The sequence below is a fragment of the Kribbella sp. NPDC050459 genome (assembly GCF_040655315.1).
GTDB lineage: Bacteria > Actinomycetota > Actinomycetes > Propionibacteriales > Kribbellaceae > Kribbella.
Genome location: NZ_JBFAJQ010000007.1, coordinates 291639 through 311440, shown reverse-complemented (window position 1 = coordinate 311440; position 19802 = coordinate 291639). Strand labels below are relative to the sequence as shown.

16 protein-coding genes and 1 pseudogene are annotated in these 19802 nt (G+C 69.8%); 4 read left to right on the top strand and 13 right to left on the bottom strand.

Features of this window, described 5'->3' with window-relative positions; translation table 11 throughout:
• Nucleotides 1–13 precede the first annotated feature (13 nt).
• Both AB0I12_RS24270 and AB0I12_RS24265 read right to left on the bottom strand, forming a co-directional pair.
• A complete protein-coding gene (locus tag AB0I12_RS24270; RefSeq protein WP_355690102.1) occupies nt 14–208 on the bottom strand; it encodes a DUF3046 domain-containing protein in 195 nt (64 codons plus the stop codon).
• Nucleotides 205–1332: a hypothetical protein gene (locus AB0I12_RS24265; protein WP_359933621.1), complete on the bottom strand. Its 1128-nt coding sequence runs from the start codon at nt 1330–1332 to the stop codon at nt 205–207. The genes AB0I12_RS24270 and AB0I12_RS24265 overlap by 4 nt, the downstream gene beginning before the upstream one ends.
• A gap of 109 nt (nt 1333–1441) precedes the next feature.
• Here AB0I12_RS24265 and AB0I12_RS24260 point away from each other — a divergent pair, with 109 nt between their 5' ends.
• From AB0I12_RS24260 to AB0I12_RS24250, 3 genes are all read left to right on the top strand, one after another.
• A complete protein-coding gene (locus AB0I12_RS24260) occupies nt 1442–6079 on the top strand; it encodes an ATP-dependent helicase (protein WP_359933619.1) in 4638 nt (1545 codons plus the stop codon).
• A gap of 11 nt (nt 6080–6090) precedes the next feature.
• Nucleotides 6091–6876: a DNA-formamidopyrimidine glycosylase family protein gene (locus AB0I12_RS24255; RefSeq protein WP_359933617.1), complete on the top strand. Its 786-nt coding sequence runs from the start codon at nt 6091–6093 to the stop codon at nt 6874–6876.
• An 80-nt stretch (nt 6877–6956) separates the two neighbouring features.
• A complete protein-coding gene (locus AB0I12_RS24250; protein ID WP_359933615.1) occupies nt 6957–7442 on the top strand; it encodes a DUF4262 domain-containing protein in 486 nt (161 codons plus the stop codon).
• 5 nt (nt 7443–7447) lie between these two features.
• On the opposite strand, the gene AB0I12_RS24245 is transcribed toward AB0I12_RS24250, so the two are convergent.
• The 3 genes from AB0I12_RS24245 to AB0I12_RS24235 form a co-directional block, all read right to left on the bottom strand.
• The gene (locus tag AB0I12_RS24245; RefSeq protein WP_355690095.1) at nt 7448–7738 is read right to left on the bottom strand and encodes a helix-turn-helix transcriptional regulator; all 291 of its coding nucleotides are present in this window, start codon (nt 7736–7738) and stop codon (nt 7448–7450) included.
• A 163-nt stretch (nt 7739–7901) separates the two neighbouring features.
• Nucleotides 7902–8357 (bottom strand): CinA family protein, encoded by a 456-nt coding sequence (locus tag AB0I12_RS24240; protein ID WP_359933613.1) that lies wholly within the window; start codon nt 8355–8357, stop codon nt 7902–7904.
• A 19-nt stretch (nt 8358–8376) separates the two neighbouring features.
• Nucleotides 8377–9381, bottom strand: a complete 1005-nt coding sequence (locus tag AB0I12_RS24235) for a MarR family transcriptional regulator (protein WP_359933611.1) — start codon at nt 9379–9381, stop codon at nt 8377–8379.
• 173 nt (nt 9382–9554) lie between these two features.
• On the opposite strand from AB0I12_RS24235, the gene AB0I12_RS24230 reads away from it, so the two are divergent.
• Entirely contained in the window at nt 9555–10670 is a 1116-nt protein-coding gene (locus AB0I12_RS24230; RefSeq protein WP_359933793.1) for a DUF2332 domain-containing protein, read from the top strand.
• Between the two features lie 883 nt (nt 10671–11553).
• On the opposite strand, the gene pgsA is transcribed toward AB0I12_RS24230, so the two are convergent.
• The 8 genes and pseudogenes from pgsA to AB0I12_RS24190 all read right to left on the bottom strand — a co-directional run bounded on the left by pgsA (nt 11554) and on the right by AB0I12_RS24190 (nt 19721).
• Nucleotides 11554–12177 carry a CDP-diacylglycerol--glycerol-3-phosphate 3-phosphatidyltransferase gene (gene pgsA, locus AB0I12_RS24225; RefSeq protein ID WP_359933609.1) on the bottom strand — a complete coding sequence of 208 codons (624 nt, stop codon included), beginning with the start codon at nt 12175–12177 and terminating at the stop codon, nt 11554–11556.
• Nucleotides 12174–12461, bottom strand: coding sequence for a hypothetical protein (locus AB0I12_RS24220; RefSeq protein WP_359933791.1), 288 nt, complete (start codon nt 12459–12461; stop codon nt 12174–12176). The genes pgsA and AB0I12_RS24220 overlap by 4 nt, the downstream gene beginning before the upstream one ends.
• Before the next feature lie 9 nt (nt 12462–12470).
• Nucleotides 12471–14213 (bottom strand): annotated as a pseudogene (locus AB0I12_RS24215) (radical SAM protein); the annotation flags it as partial.
• A gap of 48 nt (nt 14214–14261) precedes the next feature.
• Nucleotides 14262–15029, bottom strand: coding sequence for a helix-turn-helix domain-containing protein (locus tag AB0I12_RS24210; RefSeq protein WP_359933607.1), 768 nt, complete (start codon nt 15027–15029; stop codon nt 14262–14264).
• Nucleotides 15030–15141: 112 nt separating this feature from the next.
• On the bottom strand, nt 15142–15708 hold the full coding sequence (locus tag AB0I12_RS24205) for a hypothetical protein (protein ID WP_359933605.1): 567 nt from the start codon (nt 15706–15708) through the stop codon (nt 15142–15144).
• Between the two features lie 4 nt (nt 15709–15712).
• Nucleotides 15713–18331: a DNA translocase FtsK 4TM domain-containing protein gene (locus tag AB0I12_RS24200; protein WP_359933603.1), complete on the bottom strand. Its 2619-nt coding sequence runs from the start codon at nt 18329–18331 to the stop codon at nt 15713–15715.
• A 73-nt stretch (nt 18332–18404) separates the two neighbouring features.
• Nucleotides 18405–19175, bottom strand: a complete 771-nt coding sequence (locus tag AB0I12_RS24195) for a DUF4184 family protein (protein ID WP_359933601.1) — start codon at nt 19173–19175, stop codon at nt 18405–18407.
• Nucleotides 19176–19205: 30 nt separating this feature from the next.
• On the bottom strand, nt 19206–19721 hold the full coding sequence (locus AB0I12_RS24190) for a DinB family protein (RefSeq protein WP_359933599.1): 516 nt from the start codon (nt 19719–19721) through the stop codon (nt 19206–19208).
• Nucleotides 19722–19802 lie beyond the last annotated feature (81 nt).

Sequence of the window (19802 nt, the reverse complement as noted above, 5' to 3'; positions counted from 1 at the left end):
GTTGCTCTGAGCATCAGCGCTCACTGGGTGGAAGGTTGAGGTGCGCCCACACGGCTCGCCACACCACCTTGGCGGCCTCACCGTCGGCCAGGGCCTCAACGACCGTGCGGCCGTCGAGCTCCTGAACCACCTGGGTCTCTGCCCAGGTCCGTGCATACGCGGGCCCGAGATGGTGATCCATCCGTGCCCAGAATTCCGTCAGTCTCATGCCTGCCCGTCGTCGTCCTTCGGGGGCTGACTCCACCCGCCCTGTTGCGGCGGCTGCTGGCCGTAGGGCGAACCCTGCTGCGGCTGACCAGGCTGCTGCCCTTGTCCAGGCTGCTGACCCCAACCACCGGGAGCCTGCTGCTGCGGCGGCTGCGAGCCCCACTGTCCCTGCCCCTGCTGAGGCTGCCCAGGGTACTGCTGCGGACCAGGCTGCCCCGGCTGCTGCCCGCCGTACGGCGGCTGTCCCTGACCGGGCTGCCCCTGCTGCGGCTGGCCCGGGTACTGGCCCGGCTGCCCGCCGTACTGACCTGGCTGGCCCGGCTGCCCGCCGTACTGACCGGGCTGACCCGGGTACTGCTGTCCGGGCTGGCCGTACTGCTGCTGGCCGTATCCGGGCTGCCCCGGGTACTGCCCCTGGCCGCCGTACGGACCCGGCTGGCCCGGGTACTGCCCCGGGAACTGCTGGCCGTAGCCCTGCGGACCCTTCGCCTTCCGGCTGCGCAGCATGAAGAAGACAACCGCGGCGATCGCGAGCACCACGAGCACGATGATCAGGATCAGGGCCCACATCGGGAACCCGCCGCCGGCCTCGGAGGTCAGGGAGATCTTCCCCAGCTTGTCGATGCTGTCGTAGGTCGCCGTCCGGCCGCTGACATTCGCACCGCTGTCGTGCTCGAGGATCTTGCCCGGCATGGTGATCTTGAAGTTCACGTCCGGCTGGCTGCCACCGGACGGCAGGTTGCTGCCCAGGTTACTGGCCTTGACCGTCACCGTGACCTTGTCGCCGTCCTTGGTGAAACTGACGCCGTCACCGCTCGAGCTGCCCATCTTGTCGAACGGCACGTTCTTGAAGGAGCAATCCGAGCCGACGTACTTGTCATCCTCGTACGACTTGCACTCGACGCCTTCGGTGGCGCCCGACTTGATGCTGCTCTCGATCTGCTGCCGGACCTTGTCGAGGGACTGGCCGCTGGACTGCAGCAGCTGCTTGTCCACCCCGATCTTCATGGTCCCCGAGACCGTCTCGTTCGACCCGACCTTCAGGTCGGCGTCGAGCTTGACGCACCCGGTCAGCCCGACCAGGCAGGCCACGACGACGAGGGCTGCACGTACGCGGTTCATCATGCCGTCGATCATTCCAGACGAAGGGGACAAGCTGTGCATCGGACGGAAAGCGTGTGCTCACGGTGGGCGACCGGACGGTTCGTGAAAACTGTCGGCGGGACCCGGCAAGATGGTCGGCGTGAAGAAGACCACCGCGTTGAGCCGGTTCTCGCCCGCGACCCGGGCGTGGTTCGGCGACGTCTTCGAGGCGGCCACCCCGGCCCAGCTCGAGGCGTGGGACGCCATCACCGCGGGCCGGGACGCGCTGGTGGTCGCCCCGACGGGCTCCGGGAAGACGCTGGCGGCCTTCCTCTGGGCACTCGACCGGCTGGCGACGACGCCGCCACCGTCCGACCCGAAGCTGCGCTGCCGGGTTCTCTACGTGTCACCGCTGAAGGCCCTCGCCGTCGACGTCGAGCGGAACCTCCGCGCCCCGCTGATCGGCATCCGCGAGACCGCCCGCCGGCTCGGTGAGGCGCCGATCGACGTCGAGGTCGCGGTGCGATCGGGCGACACCCCGGCCGCCGAGCGGCGACGGTTCGCGTCGCGGCCCTCCGACGTACTCATCACGACGCCGGAGTCGTTGTTCCTGCTCCTGACGTCGCAAGGCCGGGAGTCGCTGCGTGGCGTCGAGACCGTCATCGTCGACGAGGTGCACGCCGTCGCCGGGACCAAGCGCGGTGCACATCTGGCGCTGACCCTCGAGCGGCTCGATGCGCTACTGCCGAAGCCGGCGCAGCGCATCGGTCTGTCCGCGACCGTGCGACCGGTGGAAGAGGTTGCGCGGTTCCTCGGCGGCGAGCGACCGGTCACGGTCGTGCAGCCCAAGTTCACGAAGCAGTGGGACCTCAGTGTCGTCGTCCCCGTCGAAGACATGGCCGAGCTGGCCGCGACCGAGGTGGAGACCTCAGGGTCCGCGGCCGGGCCGCAACAGCACGCATCGATCTGGCCGCATGTCGAGGAGCAGGTCTTCGACCTGATCAGCCGGCACAGCTCCACGATCGTCTTCGCGAACTCGCGCCGCCTCGCCGAGCGCCTGACAGCCCGGCTGAACGAGATCGCCGCCGAGCGCGCCGAGCTGGAGCTGCCCGAGCTCGGCTCGCCGGCTCAGCTGATGGCGCAGTCAGGCGGATCACTTGCCGCGCCGCCGTTGATCGCGCGGGCCCACCACGGCTCGGTCAGCAAGGAGCAGCGTGCACTCATCGAAGCCGACCTGAAGTCCGGGCGGCTACCGTGCGTCGTGGCGACCAGCAGCCTCGAGCTCGGCATCGACATGGGCGCCGTGGATCTGGTCATCCAGGTCGAGGCGCCGCCGTCGGTCGCCAGCGGGTTGCAGCGCGTCGGACGCGCCGGTCACCAGGTCGGCGCCGTCTCCCGCGGCGTGCTGTTCCCCAAGTTCCGCGGCGATCTGATCGACACCGCCGTCGTCGTGCAGCGCATGCAGGACGGGCTGATCGAGAGTCTGCACATCCCCGCGAATCCGCTCGACGTGCTCGCACAGCAGATCGTTTCGATCGTCGCGCTCGAGCCCATCGACGTCGACGACCTTTTTGCTCTGGTGCGACGCTGCGCCCCGTTCGCGACGCTGCCGAGATCGGCGTTCGACGGCGTGCTCGACATGCTGTCCGGTCGCTACCCGTCCGACGAGTTCGCGGAGTTGCGACCGCGGATCGTTTTCGACCGAGTCAGTGGTGAGATCTCCGGCCGGCCTGGCGCTCAGCGGCTCGCAGTCACCAGCGGCGGGACGATCCCGGACCGCGGGCTGTTCGGGGTGTTCCTGGTCGGCGAGTCGACGAACCATCGGGTCGGCGAGCTCGACGAGGAGATGGTGTACGAGTCACGCGTCGGCGACGTGTTCACGCTCGGCGCGTCGAGCTGGCGGATCGAGGACATCACGCACGACCGGGTGCTCGTCTCCCCCGCCCCCGGTCAGCCGGGCAGGTTGCCGTTCTGGAAGGGCGACGCCGTCGGGCGACCGGCGGAGCTCGGCGCGGCGACCGGAGCGTTCGTTCGCAAGATGGCGTCGTTGCCGGCCAGCAAGGCGGTCGAGCGCGCACGGACCGCGGGCCTCGACGAGTTCGCCGCGAACAATCTGGTGTCGTATCTCGCCGAGCAGCGCGACGCGACCAGCCGCGTGCCTGACGACGTCACGATCGTCGTCGAGCGGTTCCGCGACGAGCTCGGCGACTGGCGGGTCTGCGTGCATTCGCCGTACGGCGGTCAGGTGCACGGTCCGTGGGCGCTGGCGATCGCCGCGCGGCTCCGGGATCGGTACGGGATGGACGCGCAGTCGGTGTCCGGCGACGACGGGATCGTGCTGCGGCTGCCGGAGACGGACGAGGCGCCGCCGGGCGCGGATCTAGTCCTGTTCGATCCGGCCGAGATCGAGGATCTGGTGACCAACGAGGTCGGCGGATCCGCCTTGTTCGCGGCGCGGTTCCGGGAGTGCGCGGCGCGGGCGTTGTTGCTGCCACGCCGCAACCCGGGACGTCGATCACCGCTGTGGCAGCAGCGGCAGCGCGCGTCGCAGCTGTTGAGTGTGGCCAGCAAGTTCGGCTCGTTCCCGATCGTGCTCGAGACGCTGCGCGAGGTCCTCCAGGATGTGTACGACCTGCCGGCGTTGAAGGATCTGCTGACCGGGATCGAAGAGCGCCGGATCTCGGTCGTGGAGGTCGAGACGCCGGAGGCATCACCCTTCGCGAAGTCGTTGCTGTTCGGCTATGTGGGCGCCTTCATGTACGAGGGCGACAGCCCGCTCGCGGAGAAGCGCGCCGCCGCGCTCGCGCTGGACCAGAGCCTGCTGGCGGAGCTGCTCGGGCGGACCGAGCTGCGAGAGCTGCTCGACGCGGAGGTCGTGCTGAGGACCGAGGCCGAGCTGCAACGCCTGGCCGAGGATCGTCGAGCCCGCGATGCCGAGGGCTTGTTCGACGTACTGCGGATCATCGGCCCGCTGTCGTTGCCGGAGGCAACCCAGCGGTGCGTCGACGGTTCGGACGCGGAGTCCTGGCTGACGTCGCTGGCCGCGGCGCGTCGCGTCGTACGGGTGCGGATCGCGGGCGAGCACAGATGGGCTGTCGTCGAGGACGTCGCTCGGTTGCGCGATGCCCTCGGTGTGCCGCTGCCACCCGGGGTCGCGGAGGCACACGCCGAGCCGGTCGCCGATCCGCTCGGCGACCTGGTGTCGCGGTATGCGCGGACGCACGGACCGTTCCGCGCGATCGATCTCGCGACGCATCTGGGGATCGGAGTCGCCGTCGTCACGGACACGCTGCGTCGGCTGAGTGCGGCCGGTCGAGTCGTCGAGGGTGAGTTCCTGCCGGGCGGGATCGCCCTCGAGTGGTGCGACAGCGAGGTGCTGCGCCTGTTGCGCCGGCGCTCACTTGCCGCGTTGCGGAAGGAGGTCGAGCCGGTCGATCCGTCTGCGCTGGCGCGATTCCTGCCGGCCTGGCAAGGGATCACGAGCAGTCGCGGCCGCGGGTATGACGTGCTGCTCGGCGCCGTCGAGCAACTCGCGGGATGCGCGGTTCCGGCGTCGGCGCTCGAGTCGATCGTGTTGCCGTCGCGCGTCCCCGGGTATCAGCCGTCGATGCTGGACGAGTTGACGGCGACCGGTGAAGTGGTGTGGGCCGGCTCAGGCTCGCTGCCGGGGACGGACGGATGGGTGTCGCTTCATCTCGCGGACAACTGCGACCTGACGTTGCCTGACCCGGATCCGGCCTTCGAGCTCGGCGAGACCCACGAGACCGTCCTCGACGCGTTGTCCGGCGGCGGCGCGTTCTTCTTCCGGCAACTGAGCGACGTCGTCGGATCTCGCTCGGGTGTGGTTGAGGACGAGACGCTGGTGACCGTTCTCTGGGACCTGGTGTGGGCGGGGTATCTGACGAACGACACCCTCACGCCGGTCCGGTCGCTCGTCGGCGGCGGCCGAGCCAGTCATCGGACACGTCGTTCCACTCCTCGCGCGCGTCCTGGGCGACCGCTTCGACCTGGGCGTCCCGCGATGCCGTCACGGAGTGGTCCGCCCACCGCGGGCGGCCGATGGTCGTTGCTCCCGGAGCGGAGCTCCGACGCGACTAGGCGCGCCCACGCCGCGGCGGAGACGCTGCTCGATCGCTACGGCATCGTGACGCGAGGTTCGGTGATCACCGAGCGGACGCCGGGCGGGTTCGCGGCCGTCTACAAGGTGCTGAGTGCGTTCGAGGAGTCCGGTCGATGTCGCCGCGGGTACTTCGTCGCCGGGCTGGGTGCCGCACAGTTCGCCTTGCCCGGCGCCGTCGATCGGCTACGGGCGCTCGCTGAGCTGCCGACGCCTACCAAACCTGACGGACCGTTCGGTCCACCGGGGCGCTTCGGCCCTGGCGGCTCCCGGGCAGGCGGCCGCAAGGACGAGGAACTCACCGCGCGGGCCGTCGTACTGGCTGCGTCCGATCCAGCGAATCCCTACGGCGCGGCGCTGCCGTGGCCTGAGCGAGAGAGTGCCGGCGGACATCGTCCGGGCCGGAAGGCGGGCGCGTTGGTCGTGATGGTCGACGGGCAGCTGATCGTGTACGTCGAGCGTGGCGGCCGGACCGTGCTGAGTTTCACCGAGGATCCGGACTTGCTCCAGCCGGCCGTGGACGCGTTGGCGTTGGCGATTCGGGACGGGCAGCTCGGCAAGCTCAGTGTGGAGACAGCCGACGGCGAGCAGGTCCGGCATACGGCGTTCGGCGACGCGTTGGCCAAGGCAGGGTTCCACGCAACGCCGCGCGGTCTGCGGCTGCGGGCCTGAAGTAGCGGGTCATGCCTGAAGGAGACACCGTCTGGCGAGCCTGCAAGCGGCTGAACCAGGCGCTTGCCGGCCAGGTGCTCGTACGCACCGATTTCCGCGTGCCGTCGCTGGCGACGACCGATCTGAGCGGGCGGACCGTGGCGGAGGTGGTTGCGCGCGGCAAGCACATCCTGATGCGGCTCTCCGGTGGAGTCACGGTGCACAGCCACTTCCGGATGGACGGTAGCTGGCATCTCTATCGACCGGGTGAGCGATGGCGTGGCGGGCCGGGCCACGAGATACGCGCGGTTCTCGAAACGGAAGCCTGGACTGCCGTTGGATACCGCCTTCCGGTGCTCGACCTCGTCGCCACCGACAAGGAAGACAGCGTCGTCGGGCATCTCGGCCCCGATCTCCTGTCGCCGTCGTTCGACCGGGCGACCGCGATCGCGAATATCGAGTCCGATGCTGGGCGCACGATCAGCGAGGCCTTGCTGGACCAACGCAACCTCGCCGGGATCGGCAACTTCTACCGCACCGAAATCTGCTTCCTGCTCGGCCTGCACCCGCGGCGCCCGGTGGCGGAGGTCGATGTCCCCGCCGCGGTCGACCTGAGCCGGAAGCTGATGAAAGCCAACGTACGCAACGTCGCGCAGGTCAGCACCGGCATCGACCGGCCGGGACAACGCTCATGGGTGTTCGAGCGCGCCGGGAAGCCCTGCCGCCGGTGCGGCACGACGATCCTCACCGAGATGCTCGGCGAGCCGACCCGGGAACGAGTCACCTACTGGTGCCCAGCCTGCCAGCCCGAGACGTGACCTCTCCGCCGCGGGAATGCCCTGTGGACAACTCCTCCGACGGCGTCGAACACGGATACCTTCTCTGACGCATCGAACAGATGTTCGAGCGAGAGGAGAAGGTGATGTGCGACCAGTGTGGCGGGCTGACCGACGAGCGGTACTCGCGGCAGATCGAGCGAAACATCCAGACGTACGGGTGGACGATGCAGTTCGTCGAGGGCGATGGCGACCGGAACCCGGCCTTCGGGTACACACTCGGCCTCAGCCTGTACCGGCATCCGGAGATCATCGTTTTCGAGCCTGAGCCGTGTCACGCCTATCTCGGGCTCAAGCCGCTCGCCTGGGCCGTGATGGACGGCGCGACGTTCGACGAGGGTGACGACTTGTCGGAGCTGTTCCCGCCCCCACACACGGCCGAGCTGCTCCGGTTTCCGGACTCAGCGTTGCACCTGTTCACCGCCAACGCGATGTTCCGGCAGCCTGGGCAGCCGTCCTTGCCGGCGCTGCAGCTCGTGTGGCCGGGCCGCACAGGTCTGATCCAGCCGCCCAGCAGTTGTCCCGGTCCCGACGGAGACGGGCGATGACCAGGTCAGGCGGCGGAGGCGACGACCTCGGTCTCGATGGCCGGGTGCGCCAGCACCAGAGCCTCTTCCCGCGCCAGATCCTCGCTCACCTCGGCGAAGACGGTCGACAGCGGCACATCCAGCGCCATACAGATGGCCGCCAGCAGCTCACTCGAAGCTTCCTTCTGACCGCGCTCGACCTCGGACAGGTAGCCGAGGCTGACCCGTGCGTCGGCGGAGACCTCGCGCAGAGTGCGCCCCTGGCGCAGCCGCTTACGCCGCAGCACGTCGCCCAGCAGGCCACGAACCAGCACCATGAGGTTTCTCCCTTCCGCCTGTCCGGCCGTACCTACTCGCACGGTAGCTCGGCCGTAGGAACCAACGGTACCTGTTGCTGGGTCACTACTTCTCGCAATGTCCACCTTCGGTGCGCCGTGCCAGTCTGCCTTACCTGTCCCCATGCTGGTCCCAACACCCCGTTCAGTCGAGATCTTCCGTCACAACTTCTGCCCCGAGTTCCAGGACGGCCCGCACACTCTCCCTGCGGACAACTGTCCGATCGCCGCTCAACTGCAGCTTCCGCACCTGCACGGACCTCGGCCCGGCCGCTGCGACGTACACCGTGCCGGCTTCGATACCCGCCTGCGGGTCCGGACCGGCCACACCTGTCGTCGCGAGCCCGTAATCCGCCCCCAGACGCTCCCGCACACCGGTGGCCAACGCTGCGGCCGTGTCCGGGTGCACCGGCCCCACAGCAGCCAGCAGATCCTCCGGCACACCCGCGAGCTTGGCCTTCAGGTCAGTCGCGTAAACCACCACGCCACCCCGATACACAGCCGACACCCCCGGCACATCCGTCAGAACCGCCCCGACCATCCCCCCTGTCAACGACTCAGCCGTGGCCAGCGTCACGCGATGTTCCAGCAAGAGCTCCACCAATCGGCCAACCGCCGCCTCAACTGCGTCTCCGGCCACGCCCACCTCCGACTCTCGATCCACACCGGCACTCCAGTGCCATCAGCCAACACCACACCCCCAACCCCACATCGCACACCATGCCCCTCGTGGTGTGTCGACGGTGACGACGGGTGCGTGTTCGGCTAGTAGCCGGCTGTGGCGATGCGTTCGACCAGGGGTTCGAGGTCGGCGGTGAGTTGGTCGATCTCGTGCGGCTGCAGGCAGTCGTACGCGGGGCGGCGAGCGCATCCGTCAGGGCCTCGATGCGGTTCCTCGTCTCGCGGCCGGCAGGCGTGAACTTGCCTTCTGCGTCCACGAGGCCGCGTTCGCGCAGGCCGTCCACGACCGCGTCGAGCTGAGCAGGCGTCAGCGGGTCGAGACGTCCGTAGTCGGCCGGGGCCATGCCCCAGTCGAGCGCCTGGAGTACGTGGGCTTCCTGGCCGTCGATACCTTCGGACACCAGGGCCACGACGTGGCCGTTGCCGCGGTGCTCGCGGAGGAGCGTGGCCGCGTGCCAGAGGCGGGTGAGCGGCTCGTCCGGCACCGGGAGTGACCGCAGGGCGGCGTACAGGATCCGTCCTTCCATAGGGGCGTTCATCGCTGCGCGGATCGCGAGGTCCGCGGCGCGGGCGACCTCCGGCGTGTCGGCGAGGTCACCCAGGATGCGCCGTAGTGCCGCGACACATCCTTGGCGGTGGGCCTCCAGTGCTGCCTCGGGCGTTGCGACGTCCCAGCAGGCCGGGATGCAGGCGGCGACCTCGCCAGGGGCGAAGTTGTAGAAGAGCGCGTCCACGACTTCGGCGGGTACCCGGCCCAGCGGGGCGGATCGTGCGGCGAAGTATCCGGGCCAGTAGCCCTCGTACCCGAGGGCCTGGAGCGCATCGTTCGGCTCGTCGGACATGTAGGCGACCAGGTGCAGCGGTTCCAGCAGTTCGTTCCCCAGCCGACGCCCGACGGCGGCCGGCGTGGCGAGAGCTGGTGAGGCGGTGCAGGTGTCCAACATGCTGATCTCCGGAGGTTGAAGCGACCGGCCCGTTGCTGGTCTCTCACAGTGGCTACGAAGACGGTCGTCCTGATCCGACACGCTTGAGGAAGTCTCACGGCACCCTGTCCGCGCAGTTACGAGATTGGTCGTACTTGGAGGCGGGCGGCGCGGGCGTGACTAGACTCGCTCGGATGCCGAAGTCGACTGCTGGAAGCGCGACGGGTGGCGGTCGCGCGCGTACGCTCGCGCAGACATATCGACGGTTCGGTGAGGTCGAAGCGCCGAAGATCTCACCGGTGTACGCGCAGATCGCGATCGCGCTGAGTGAGTCGGACGAAGCGCTGCGGGTCATCGAGAGCGCCTCTCCACGCGGCCGGCGTCCGGCGGGGATCCTCGCCGCACTTCACTACTTCGCCCTGGCCGGCCAGGCCCCCGAGCTAGCCGCCGCCTTCGCCAGCACCGCAGTTCACCCCAGCCCGTTGGGTGCGGAGGTTGGTCGGGTGGCTGTGGGGGTGGTGGGGCGGTTGGGAGGAGCCCTCGTGGAGGTTGCCTCGAGGCGGAAGGTGTTGGGGGACGAGGGTGGACGGCATGCCTTGGTGTACCCGGCTGTTGCTGAGGTGGCGCGGCGGGTGGGGGCGGAGTCGGTCGGGTTGGTTGATGTGGGGCGGTCAGCGGGGCTGAATTTGACGGTTGATCGGGTGGGGATCGCGTACGGCAACGGGCAGTCGTTGGGTGATCCGGGGTCGGCGATTCAGGTGTCGGCTTCGGTTGTGGGTGAGGGGCGGGTGCCGTCTCTGGGTATGCCGGAGGTTGGGGCTCGCGTGGTGGTTGATGCGGATCCGGCTGATGTGACGGATGCGGATGTGGCGCGGTGGCTACGGGCGTGTGTGCCGCCGGATCAGCTGGAGCGAGGGGCGAGGCTCGAGGCGGAGTTGGCTTTGGCGACGGCGGCTCCCCCGTTGCTTGTCCAGGGTGACGTTGTCGACGTTCTTCCGGAGGCGATCGGGTCGGTGCCGGACGGCGTACTGCCGGTGGTGATCACGACATGGGCGTTGTCCGGTCTGGATCTCGAAGGGCGGTTGCGGTTCCTGCAGCGACTGGACGAGGCAGCGACCCGGCGGCCGGTCGCGTGGGTGTCGGTCGAGGGGGTCGGGGTCGCGCCGGGGATCCCGACGTTCGGCGACCGGCGGGCTTCCGGCCACAGCATTCTTGGGCTGGCAGTGTTCGATCACAGCTCACTCCACGCCACCGCAGTCGGCCGCTGCTGGCTCCGCGGCGAAATGCTCACCTGGCTGGCCGAGTCGTAGCCCACTGACCGCCGTCAGCCCCCTCGCCAAGTCTTGAGCCGACCGGGCGAGTTCTTGAGCCTGCTGGGCGAGTCCTGAGCCCAGCCCTCCCGCGCCGGCCTCCTGAGTCGCGACGACGCCTTGCCCTGCTCCCCTGCGCGGGCCGGTCCGCTGGTCAGTGCGGTCCCTAGGTTCGACCATCCCCGGCCTGACCAGCCTTCGGTCCGACAGATCCGTAGGCCCAGGATCGCGGCGGTCACGCCGTACCAGTTCCACACCTGCCCGGGAGCCTGCACCTGTCGCCCCCGGCGCGCCGTACACGAACAATCCCAGGCAGCACGCCGTACCCGCACGCACCAGAACCCCCGGACCACGCACCTGTCGCACGCGGCACGCCGTGCGCGAACAGTCCCGGCAGCACGCCGCACCCCACGCGCCGGAACCCCCGGACCATGCCCCTCTCGCACGCGGCACGCCGTACGCGAACAGTCCCCGGCGGCACGCGGTACCCGTCCGCACCAGGGTTTCCTGGCGGCACACGCCATGCTCGCTGCCGCGTGTGCGAGCAGTCCCCGCCAGCACGCCGTACCCGGACGCACCGGAAGCCCCGGACCGCGCCCCTGTCGCTCGCAGCACGCCGTACGTGAACAGTCCCAGGCAATACGCCGTGCCCGTCCAGACCGGGTTCCCCGGCGGCACGCGTTGTTTGCTGCCGCCGTGTGCGAACAGTCCCCGACAGCACGCCGTGCCCGCACGCACCGCAACCCCCGGACCGCGCACCTGTCGCCCGCGGCACGCCATACGCGGGCAGGGGCCCGGCCGTACGCCGTACCCGGCCGCACCAGGTTGCCCGTCCGCACCGGGTTCCCGGGCGGTGGGCTGCGCGGCAAGTCGTGTTTGGCGGTTATGGGAGGGGGCGCTTGGCGGCGGCTCTGAGGCGGAGGGCTCGGAGGAGGTAGTCGAGGCCTGTGATGAGGGTGACCAGGACGGCTGCGGCCATGATGATGACGGCGGGCCAGTGGATCAGGGCGACGTCTTGCCATGGGAGGAGGTAGAGACCCAAGGCGATGGCTTGGAGGACGGTTTTGAGTTTGCCGCCGCGGCTGGCGGGCATGACGCCGTGGCGGATGACCCAGAAGCGGAGGAGGGTGACGCCCCATTCGCGGACCAGGACGACGACGGTGACCCACCACGGGAGTTCGCCCAGGTACGAGAGGCCGATGAACGCGGCGCCGGTGAGGGCCTTGTCGGCGATCGGGTCGGCGATCTTGCCGAAGTTGGTGACCAGGTTCCAGCGCCGGGCGATGTCGCCGTCGAAGCGGTCGGTGACGATGGCGACGACGAACGCGGCGGTGGCGAGCAGCCGGTCGCCGGTGCCCTCGCCGCCGTCGCGGAGCAGAAGCCAGACGAACAGCGGTACCAGGACCAGCCGCAGGACCGTGAGCGCGTTCGGCAGGTTCCAGGCGCTGGGCGCGTGGAGTGGACCGCCGGCGGCGCCCGGTGCCGGGTTCGTCGGGGGGTTGCTCACGCGGTCAGGTTAGCTGCCGGACGGCCGCTTGGGGTGCTCACGAGTGCCGCGAACTCGGCGATCAGGTCAACACCGTCGCTCGCGACGACCTTCGCGGACACCAGATCGCCCACCCGTACGCCGTCCGGAAGGCCGGTCAGCGTGGTGACTCCATCCACCTCCGGGCCCTGGTGCGCGGCCCGTCCCTCGGCCGACTGCCCGGAGGCCGACTCGGCAGCGTCCGACCCCGAGGCGTCCGACCCGGCAGTGCCCGACGCCGAAGCGTCCGACCCGGCACCGTTCAACCCCGAGGTCTCCGACCCGGCAGCGTCCGAACCCGAGATGTCCGAACCCGAAGCGTCCGAACCCAAGGCGTCGGAGGCGTCGGAGGCGTCGGAGGCGTCGGAGGCGTCGAGGGATTCGACCAGGACCTCGACCAGTTCGCCGATGCGGGACTCGGCGCGCGACGAAGTCAGGTCCTCGGCCAGGCGGGTGACGCGGTCCAGGCGGGCGGCGATGGTGTCCTCGTCGAGCTTGCCGTCGTACGTCTCGGCCTCGGTGCCGTCCTCGTCGGAGTAGCCGAAGACGCCGATCGCGTCCAGGCCGGCGCGGGAGAGGAAGTCGCAGAGGATGTCGACGTCCTCCTCGGTCTCGCCCGGGAAGCCGACGATGACGTTGCTGCGGATGCCCGCGGTGGGTGCGGCCGCGCGGACCTGGGCGATGAGCTCGAGGAAGCGTTCGGAGTCGCCGAAGCGGCGCATGCGGCGCAGCAGCGGGCCGGAGGCGTGCTGGAAGGACAGGTCGAAGTACGGCACGACGCCGGGGGTGCCGGTCATCGCGGTGATCAGGGTGGGGCGCATCTCGGCAGGCTGCAGGTACGAGACGCGCACTCGGGTGATGCCTGCGACCTGGGCGATCTCGCCGATCAGGGTCTCCAGGAGGCGGAGGTCGCCGAGGTCCTTGCCGTAGGAGGTGGAGTTCTCGGAGACGAGGAAGAGTTCGCGTACGCCGTTCTCGGCGAGCCACTCGGCCTCGCGGAGCACCTCGCCCGGGCGGCGGGACACGAAGGCGCCGCGGAACATCGGGATCGCGCAGAACGCGCAGCGGCGGTCGCAGCCGGAGGCGAGCTTCAGCGGGGCCATCGGGCCGCCGTCGAGGCGTCGGCGCATCACGCGGGGGCCGCTGGCGGGGGCGGTCGCGAGGTCTGGGGCGTCGATCTTCAGCTCGTCCGGGGCACCCGTGACGAAGCGTCCTTTGAGCTCGCCAGGAGCGCTCGGGCCGGCGCCAGCCGGCCGGAGCTGCTCGGGGATGTGCGAGCCCACAACAGCGGCCCGCCCGGAGGCGGCGGCCCCAGCGGCGGCCGAGCCGGTGCCGGGGGTCCCGGAGGTGGCGGCCCCGGACGCGGGAGTCCCGGACGCGGCAGTCCCGGACGCAGCGGCCCCGGACGCAGCGGCCCCGGACGCAGCAGTCCCGGACGCAGCAGTCCCGGACGCAGCAGTCCCGGACGCAGCAGTCCCGGACGCAGCAGTCCCGGACGCAGCAGTCCCGGACGCAGCGGTGCCGGTTGAGGCGTCGGGGGTTGTGTCGCCGTGGCCGGGGATGGCTACGCCAGGAGTGGTGTGGCGGTCGGCGGGGGCGAGTGGGAGGAGTTTGCGGCGGTCGCGGGGTACGTGGGGCTGGTGCTTGGCGCCGGAGAGGATGCTGCGGAGGCGGTCCGAGATGTCGGCGTAATCGTCGAAGCTGAGGATCGCGTCCGTCTCCGGGAGGGCCTCGGCGAGTTGTTCGCCGTACCGCTCGGCGAGGCAGCCGACCGCAACGACGGCCTGTGTGCGCCCGGACTCCTTGTAGTCGGCGGCCGCGAGCAGCGTGTCGACGGAGTCCTTCTTGGCGGCCTCGACGAAGCCGCAGGTGTTCACCACCACCGTGTCCGCCTCGGCGGCGTCGTCGACGAGGCGGAATCCGCCGGCTTCGAGCCGGCCGGCCAGTTCCTCGGAGTCGACATCGTTGCGGGCACAGCCCAGCGTGACCAGGGCGACGGTGGTGGGTGGCGTAGTCATCCCCACGAGTATGACGCGCTGTGCACGTCCGTACCTAACTCAGCAGCTTCAGGACCCAGTGCCGGTGGTCTTGCTGAGTGTGCCGTCCGGGTGGGCGGTGAAGCGGTAGAGCTTGGTCGGGATCTGCTTGCCGTTCAGCACGACGACGAGGTTGGCGGGGTTGCCCACTGTCACCCGGATGTCGCCGGAGCTGGTGACGGACTGCGCGATGCCGGGGCCGAGGCGACCCTGGAACAGGCGGCGGTTCTTCTTGTCGCGGACTGTCAGGTACGTGCCGTTGCCCTTCGCCGTCAGTGTCAGCGAGGTCTTCAGCGCCGGCGGCTTCGCCGAGGTCGGCGTCTTGGTGGGCTGAACGCTCGGCTGCGGCGTCGGCTTCGGGGTCGGCGTCGTGACCGTCGCGGTGGCGGTCGCGGTCTTCGACGCGTTGGCCTCGATGTCGCTGGGCAGGGTGAACAGGCGCACCATCCCCCAGCCCATCAGGATGACCAGGATCGCGCCGACCAGCAGTGCCCAGCGCGGCCGCGCCGGGCGCAGCGTCGGGGCCTTGACCGCGGCGCGCTCCTCGCGGCGGGACTTCTCCTCCTCGACGGCGTGTTCGGCGTCGAAGGCGGCGAGCAACGGGGCGGGGTCGGCCTTGACCACGCGGGCGATCGACCGGATGTGCCCGCGGGCGTAGAAGTTCCCGCCGCAGCGGGAGAAGTCGTCGGCCTCCATGGCGATCAGCAGCCCGGATCTGATTCGGGTCGCAGCGCTCAGCTGCTCGATCGTCATGTCGGCCCGCTCGCGAGCCGCCGTGAGATCGCTGCCGATGCTCACCTCGCCACCACCCTCTCGTTCGTCGCCCTGTCCCCCGGACGGGCTGTGCTCGCCGACGGCAGTGCCGCGGACATCATCTCAACGGCCCTCGCCCGACGGAGTCACGGACGAGTCAGAGTTGTTCCCTGACCGGACATCTCGCATCGGCCAGCATGTGCAGCGCCTGCACCACTTCCCCGTTGGACGGCCGGGCCGTCAACCCGAACGGTATCGCGAGCGAGGACCCTGTCAGGCGCCGGTTGGCATCAGTCGTCTTGCGGGTCGAACTCGGCATCGCGCCGAGGATCGGCCCGGGATCCTGCAGATGTACGGCGATCCGCCCGTCGTCGAGCGGATGCCGCCGCTGCAGCACCGTCACCTCTTCGATGTCCTCCCAGCGGGTACCCACCCACTCGCTGCCGATCCGCAGCCGGATGCCGACGTCGTCGGCGACCAGCATCTCCCCCACCGTCAGCGCGCAGGCGCACACCAGCGCCAGCACCGCGAACGCCGCGGCCGCGAGCCAGCGCAGGACGCCGGTCGGGCTGGTGGATCCCGACGCCGCGAAGCCGATCGCCACCAGCGCCGCGCCGACGGCGAGTCCGCCGTGCACCTTCTGGGAGGCCCGGACGGTGAACGGCGTGGGCTCGGGATCGACGTCGAATCGTTCCTGCCTGGGCAGTGCGCTCGCGGCGGTCACGGTTTCACTCTCCTCGGAGGGTGGTGATGAAGTCCTCTAGGTCGTCGGGCTTGACCAGGACGTCCCTGGCCTTGGAACCCTCACTGGGACCGACGACGCCGCGGCTCTCCAGGATGTCCATCAGCCGGCCGGCCTTGGCAAAACCGACGCGGAGCTTACGCTGCAGCATCGACGTGGAGCCGAACTGGGTGGAAACGATGAGTTCCGCCGCCTGCACCACGAGGTCCAGGTCGTCGCCGATCTCGTCGTCGAGGTCCTTGCTCGGGCCGGGCGCCGCGGTGACGTCCTCGCGGTAGGTCGGCTGCAACTGCTCCTTGCAGTGCTCGACCACGGAGCGGATCTCGGCCTCGTCGACCCACGACCCCTGGATACGCATCGGCTTGCTCGCGCCCATGGGCAGGAACAGGCCGTCACCTTGACCGACCAGCTTCTCCGCACCCGGCTGGTCGAGGATGACGCGGCTGTCGGCCAGCGACGACGTCGCGAACGCCAACCGGGACGGCACGTTGGCCTTGATCAGACCGGTGACGACGTCCACCGACGGCCGCTGCGTCGCGAGCACCAGGTGGATACCGGCGGCGCGGGCCAGCTGGGTGATGCGGACGATCGAGTCCTCGACGTCGCGCGGCGCGACCATCATCAGGTCGGCGAGCTCGTCGACGATCACCAGCAGATACGGGTACGGCGTCAGCACCCGCTCGCTGCCCGGCGGCGGCTTCACCTTCCCGCCGCGGACCGCCTTGTTGAAGTCGTCGACGTGCCGGAAGCCGAAGGCCGCCAGGTCGTCGTACCGCATGTCCATCTCGCGGACGACCCACTGCAGCGCCTCGGCCGCCTTCTTGGCGTTGGTGATGATCGGCGTGATCAGGTGCGGGATGCCCTCGTAGTTGTTCAGCTCGACCCGCTTGGGGTCGACCAGGATCATCCGCACCTCGTCGGGCGTGGCCCGCATCAGGATCGACGTGATCAGCGAGTTGACGAACGACGACTTGCCCGAACCGGTGGCGCCGGCCACCAGCAGGTGCGGCATCTTCGCCATGTTCGCGACGACGAACCCGCCTTCGACGTCCTTGCCCAGGCCGGCCACCATCGGGTGGTGGTCGTTGCGAGCGGTTGCGGACCGGATCACGTCGCCGAGGCTGACGGTCTCCTTGTCGGTGTTCGGGATCTCGATACCGATCGCGGACTTGCCCGGGATCGGCGACAGGATCCGGACATCGGCCGACGCGACGGCGTACGCGATGTTCTTGGACAGCGCCGTGACCTTCTCGACCTTGACCGCGGAGCCGAGCTCGACCTCGTAGCGGGTGACTGTCGGGCCACGGGTGTAGCCGGTGACCTGTGCGTCGATGCCGAACTGCTCGAACACCTCGGTCAGCCGGTCGACGACCTGGTCGGAGGCCTTGGTGCGTGCCTTGTGCACCGAGCCGGGCTTGAGTATCTGCCCGTCCGGCAGTGTGTAGGTGATGTCGCCGGAGAGGCTGAGCTGCTCGACCCGCTGTGGCAGCGGCGTGTGCGGCGGCGGCTCCGGGGCCGGCGCGGGCGGCTTGCTCACGGGGTCAGGTGCCTCGAAGGCGGGCTCGACAGCGGCGGCAGCGCTCTCGGTGCTGTCGACGTCGTACGCGTCGTCCTCCGGCGGCTTCGCCTTCTTACGGCCGCGCTTCGGGGATTCTGCGAGCACCGGCGAGTCGTACGGCTTGACCGTCGGCTCGCCGTCCTCGTCGAGCTCGGCCTTCGCGCGCCGCTGCTTGCGGGTCAGCCGGACGGTGTCGTCGGTCGGCGCGGCGGCCACGGACGGAGCGTCCTCGGGCAGCTCGGTGCGTCCCATCAGTACGTCGAACGCCGCGCGGAACCGCAGCGGGATCGCGTACACCGGCGTGCCGGTGACCACCAGCGCGCCGAAGATCGACAGCAGGACGAGCAGCGGCGCGGCGACGTACTGCGTCAGCAGGTCCGACAGGAACGACGAGATGAAGTACCCGATCGCGCCGCCGGCGTCACGCAGCGGGCCGTCGGCCGGGTTGCTGGGGCGCGGCAGGCCGTTGGCGATGTGGATCAGGCCGAGGACGCCGAGGCACACCGCGGTCCACCCGATGACCTGTCGTCCGGCAGGGCCGTTGCGGTCGGGGTGACGCAGGGTGCGGATCGCGATGACGACCAGCATCAGCGGCAGCGCCCAGCCGAGCATGCCGATGCTGCCGCCGACGACGGTCCGGACGCCGTTACCGACCGCGCCCGGGAGGTCCCACCAGATCGCGGCGGCCACGACGACCGCCAGACCGATCAGGAACAGGCCGGCGCCGTCCCGGCGATGCTCCGGCTCCAGGTCGCGGGCGCTGTGGCCGATCCCCCGCACCATGCTGCCGAGCAGGTGCGCGATGCCGATCCAGATCTTCACCACCCCGCGGCCGAGCGCGAGCATGGCGGCCGCGAACGGGCCCGGTCCGCTGTTTTTGGGCGTGCTGGTCCGCGCGGCGGTGGTTCCACCGCCGCGCTTCGTGCTCTGCCCACGCTTCTGGGCGCCTGACGGACGGGGGCGTCCACCGGCCGCCGAACGGGCCGTGCTCGGCCGTTTGGCTGCCGACTTCTGCGCCCGCGCCGGGGAAGACGTGCGGGTCGCCATATCGTTCAGGCTACCCCGATCACCCCTCGAGTCCCACGTGTCACACGCCGATCACGCTGCCCCATCCGTAGCGTCACGACACGTGCGTACGCCGCCGCAGCCGCCCCAGGTGCCACAACACGACGTACCAGGCGAGCGCGGCCAGGCCGCCGAACACGAGCCCGGACAGCACCAGCCGTACGGCGGTCTCCCCGGCGAACTCGCCGTCCGCCCGGCCGAGCTCGACGATCGCGCCGGTGACGCCGAAGACCATCAAGGCGGCCAGCACGAGGTAGCGCACCCAATCAGGCACCCCCGGCTCGACAGCAGACGGTGACGTACGGCGGTACCAGCGGTAGAGCCAGACGACGAGGACGAGGCAGCCACCGACGGTGCTGACGTACTGCAGGATGCGGTTCACGTCCCACGCTCCCGTCAGCTGAGCCCGGAAGAAGCCTGGGAATTCTCGGACGAAGTACCCGTCATAGTGCGTGAACGAGTCCCAGAGCACATGGGTCAGCGCACCCAGGACGGCGGAGACGACCATCCACACCAGATGGGGTCGGGCCGCACCAGGCAGGCGTGCGGCTAGCGCAGTTGGAGCCAGAGCCACCAGGGGTCGCTTCAGCACCACGCTGAAGACAAGAAGCAGCACAAGCGCCAGCAGCGGGTCCAGCCAGAGCGCCGACGTGAACTTGTGGGTGAGGGTCAGCGTGAAGTTGCCGTTGATCTGCGTGGCGACCCGGTAGATCGGCCCGACGTACAGCAGGTCGGGAGCGACCGCGCCGGCCACGAGAGCCGACGCCACCAACGGACGCCGGCACAGCGGAAGGACGGCCGCGGGGTGGGCGAGAGTGAACGGCACGGCGGCAGCCTAGGTGCGTGGCAGGTCGTGTTACGCGCCTGTGGTCCCGTCGAGTTGCTCCCGCAAGAGGTCTGCGTGGCCGCAGTGCCGGCTGTACTCGCCGATGAGGTGGATGTAGATCATCCGCAGCGTCGAGTCGTTGCCCTTGAACGTGAACCGCTCGTCCAGCGAGTGGCCGGCCGCCGCGTCGTCGGAGAGCTTCCACTCGGCGATCAGGCCTTCGTACGCCGCCTGCGCGTCGGCCGCGTCGATCCGCTCGAAGTCGGCGTCCTTGCCGAGCTCCAGCGGGAACACCGGCTCGGCGGGGACCTCGGCGAAGTGGATGCGGAACCAGATCCGCTCGACCTTGGTGAGGTGCCGGATCAGGCCGAGCAGCGACAGGTTGGAGGGCGGCGACGGCCGTTCGGCCAACTGCTCAGCGGTCAGCCCCGCGCACTTGAACAGCAGCGTGCTGCGGTAGAACTGCAGATAGCCTTGCAGCAGTTCGCGCTCCGGTGCGGTCAGCGAGCCGTCCGGCCGCTCGACCACGGGCGCTCTCCAGGTCATCGACTTCCTCACGTCATCCCACGATGTGTTCGCTCATCTCATCACATGAGATAGTCACTGGCGGCAGCCGTATCCCGTTCG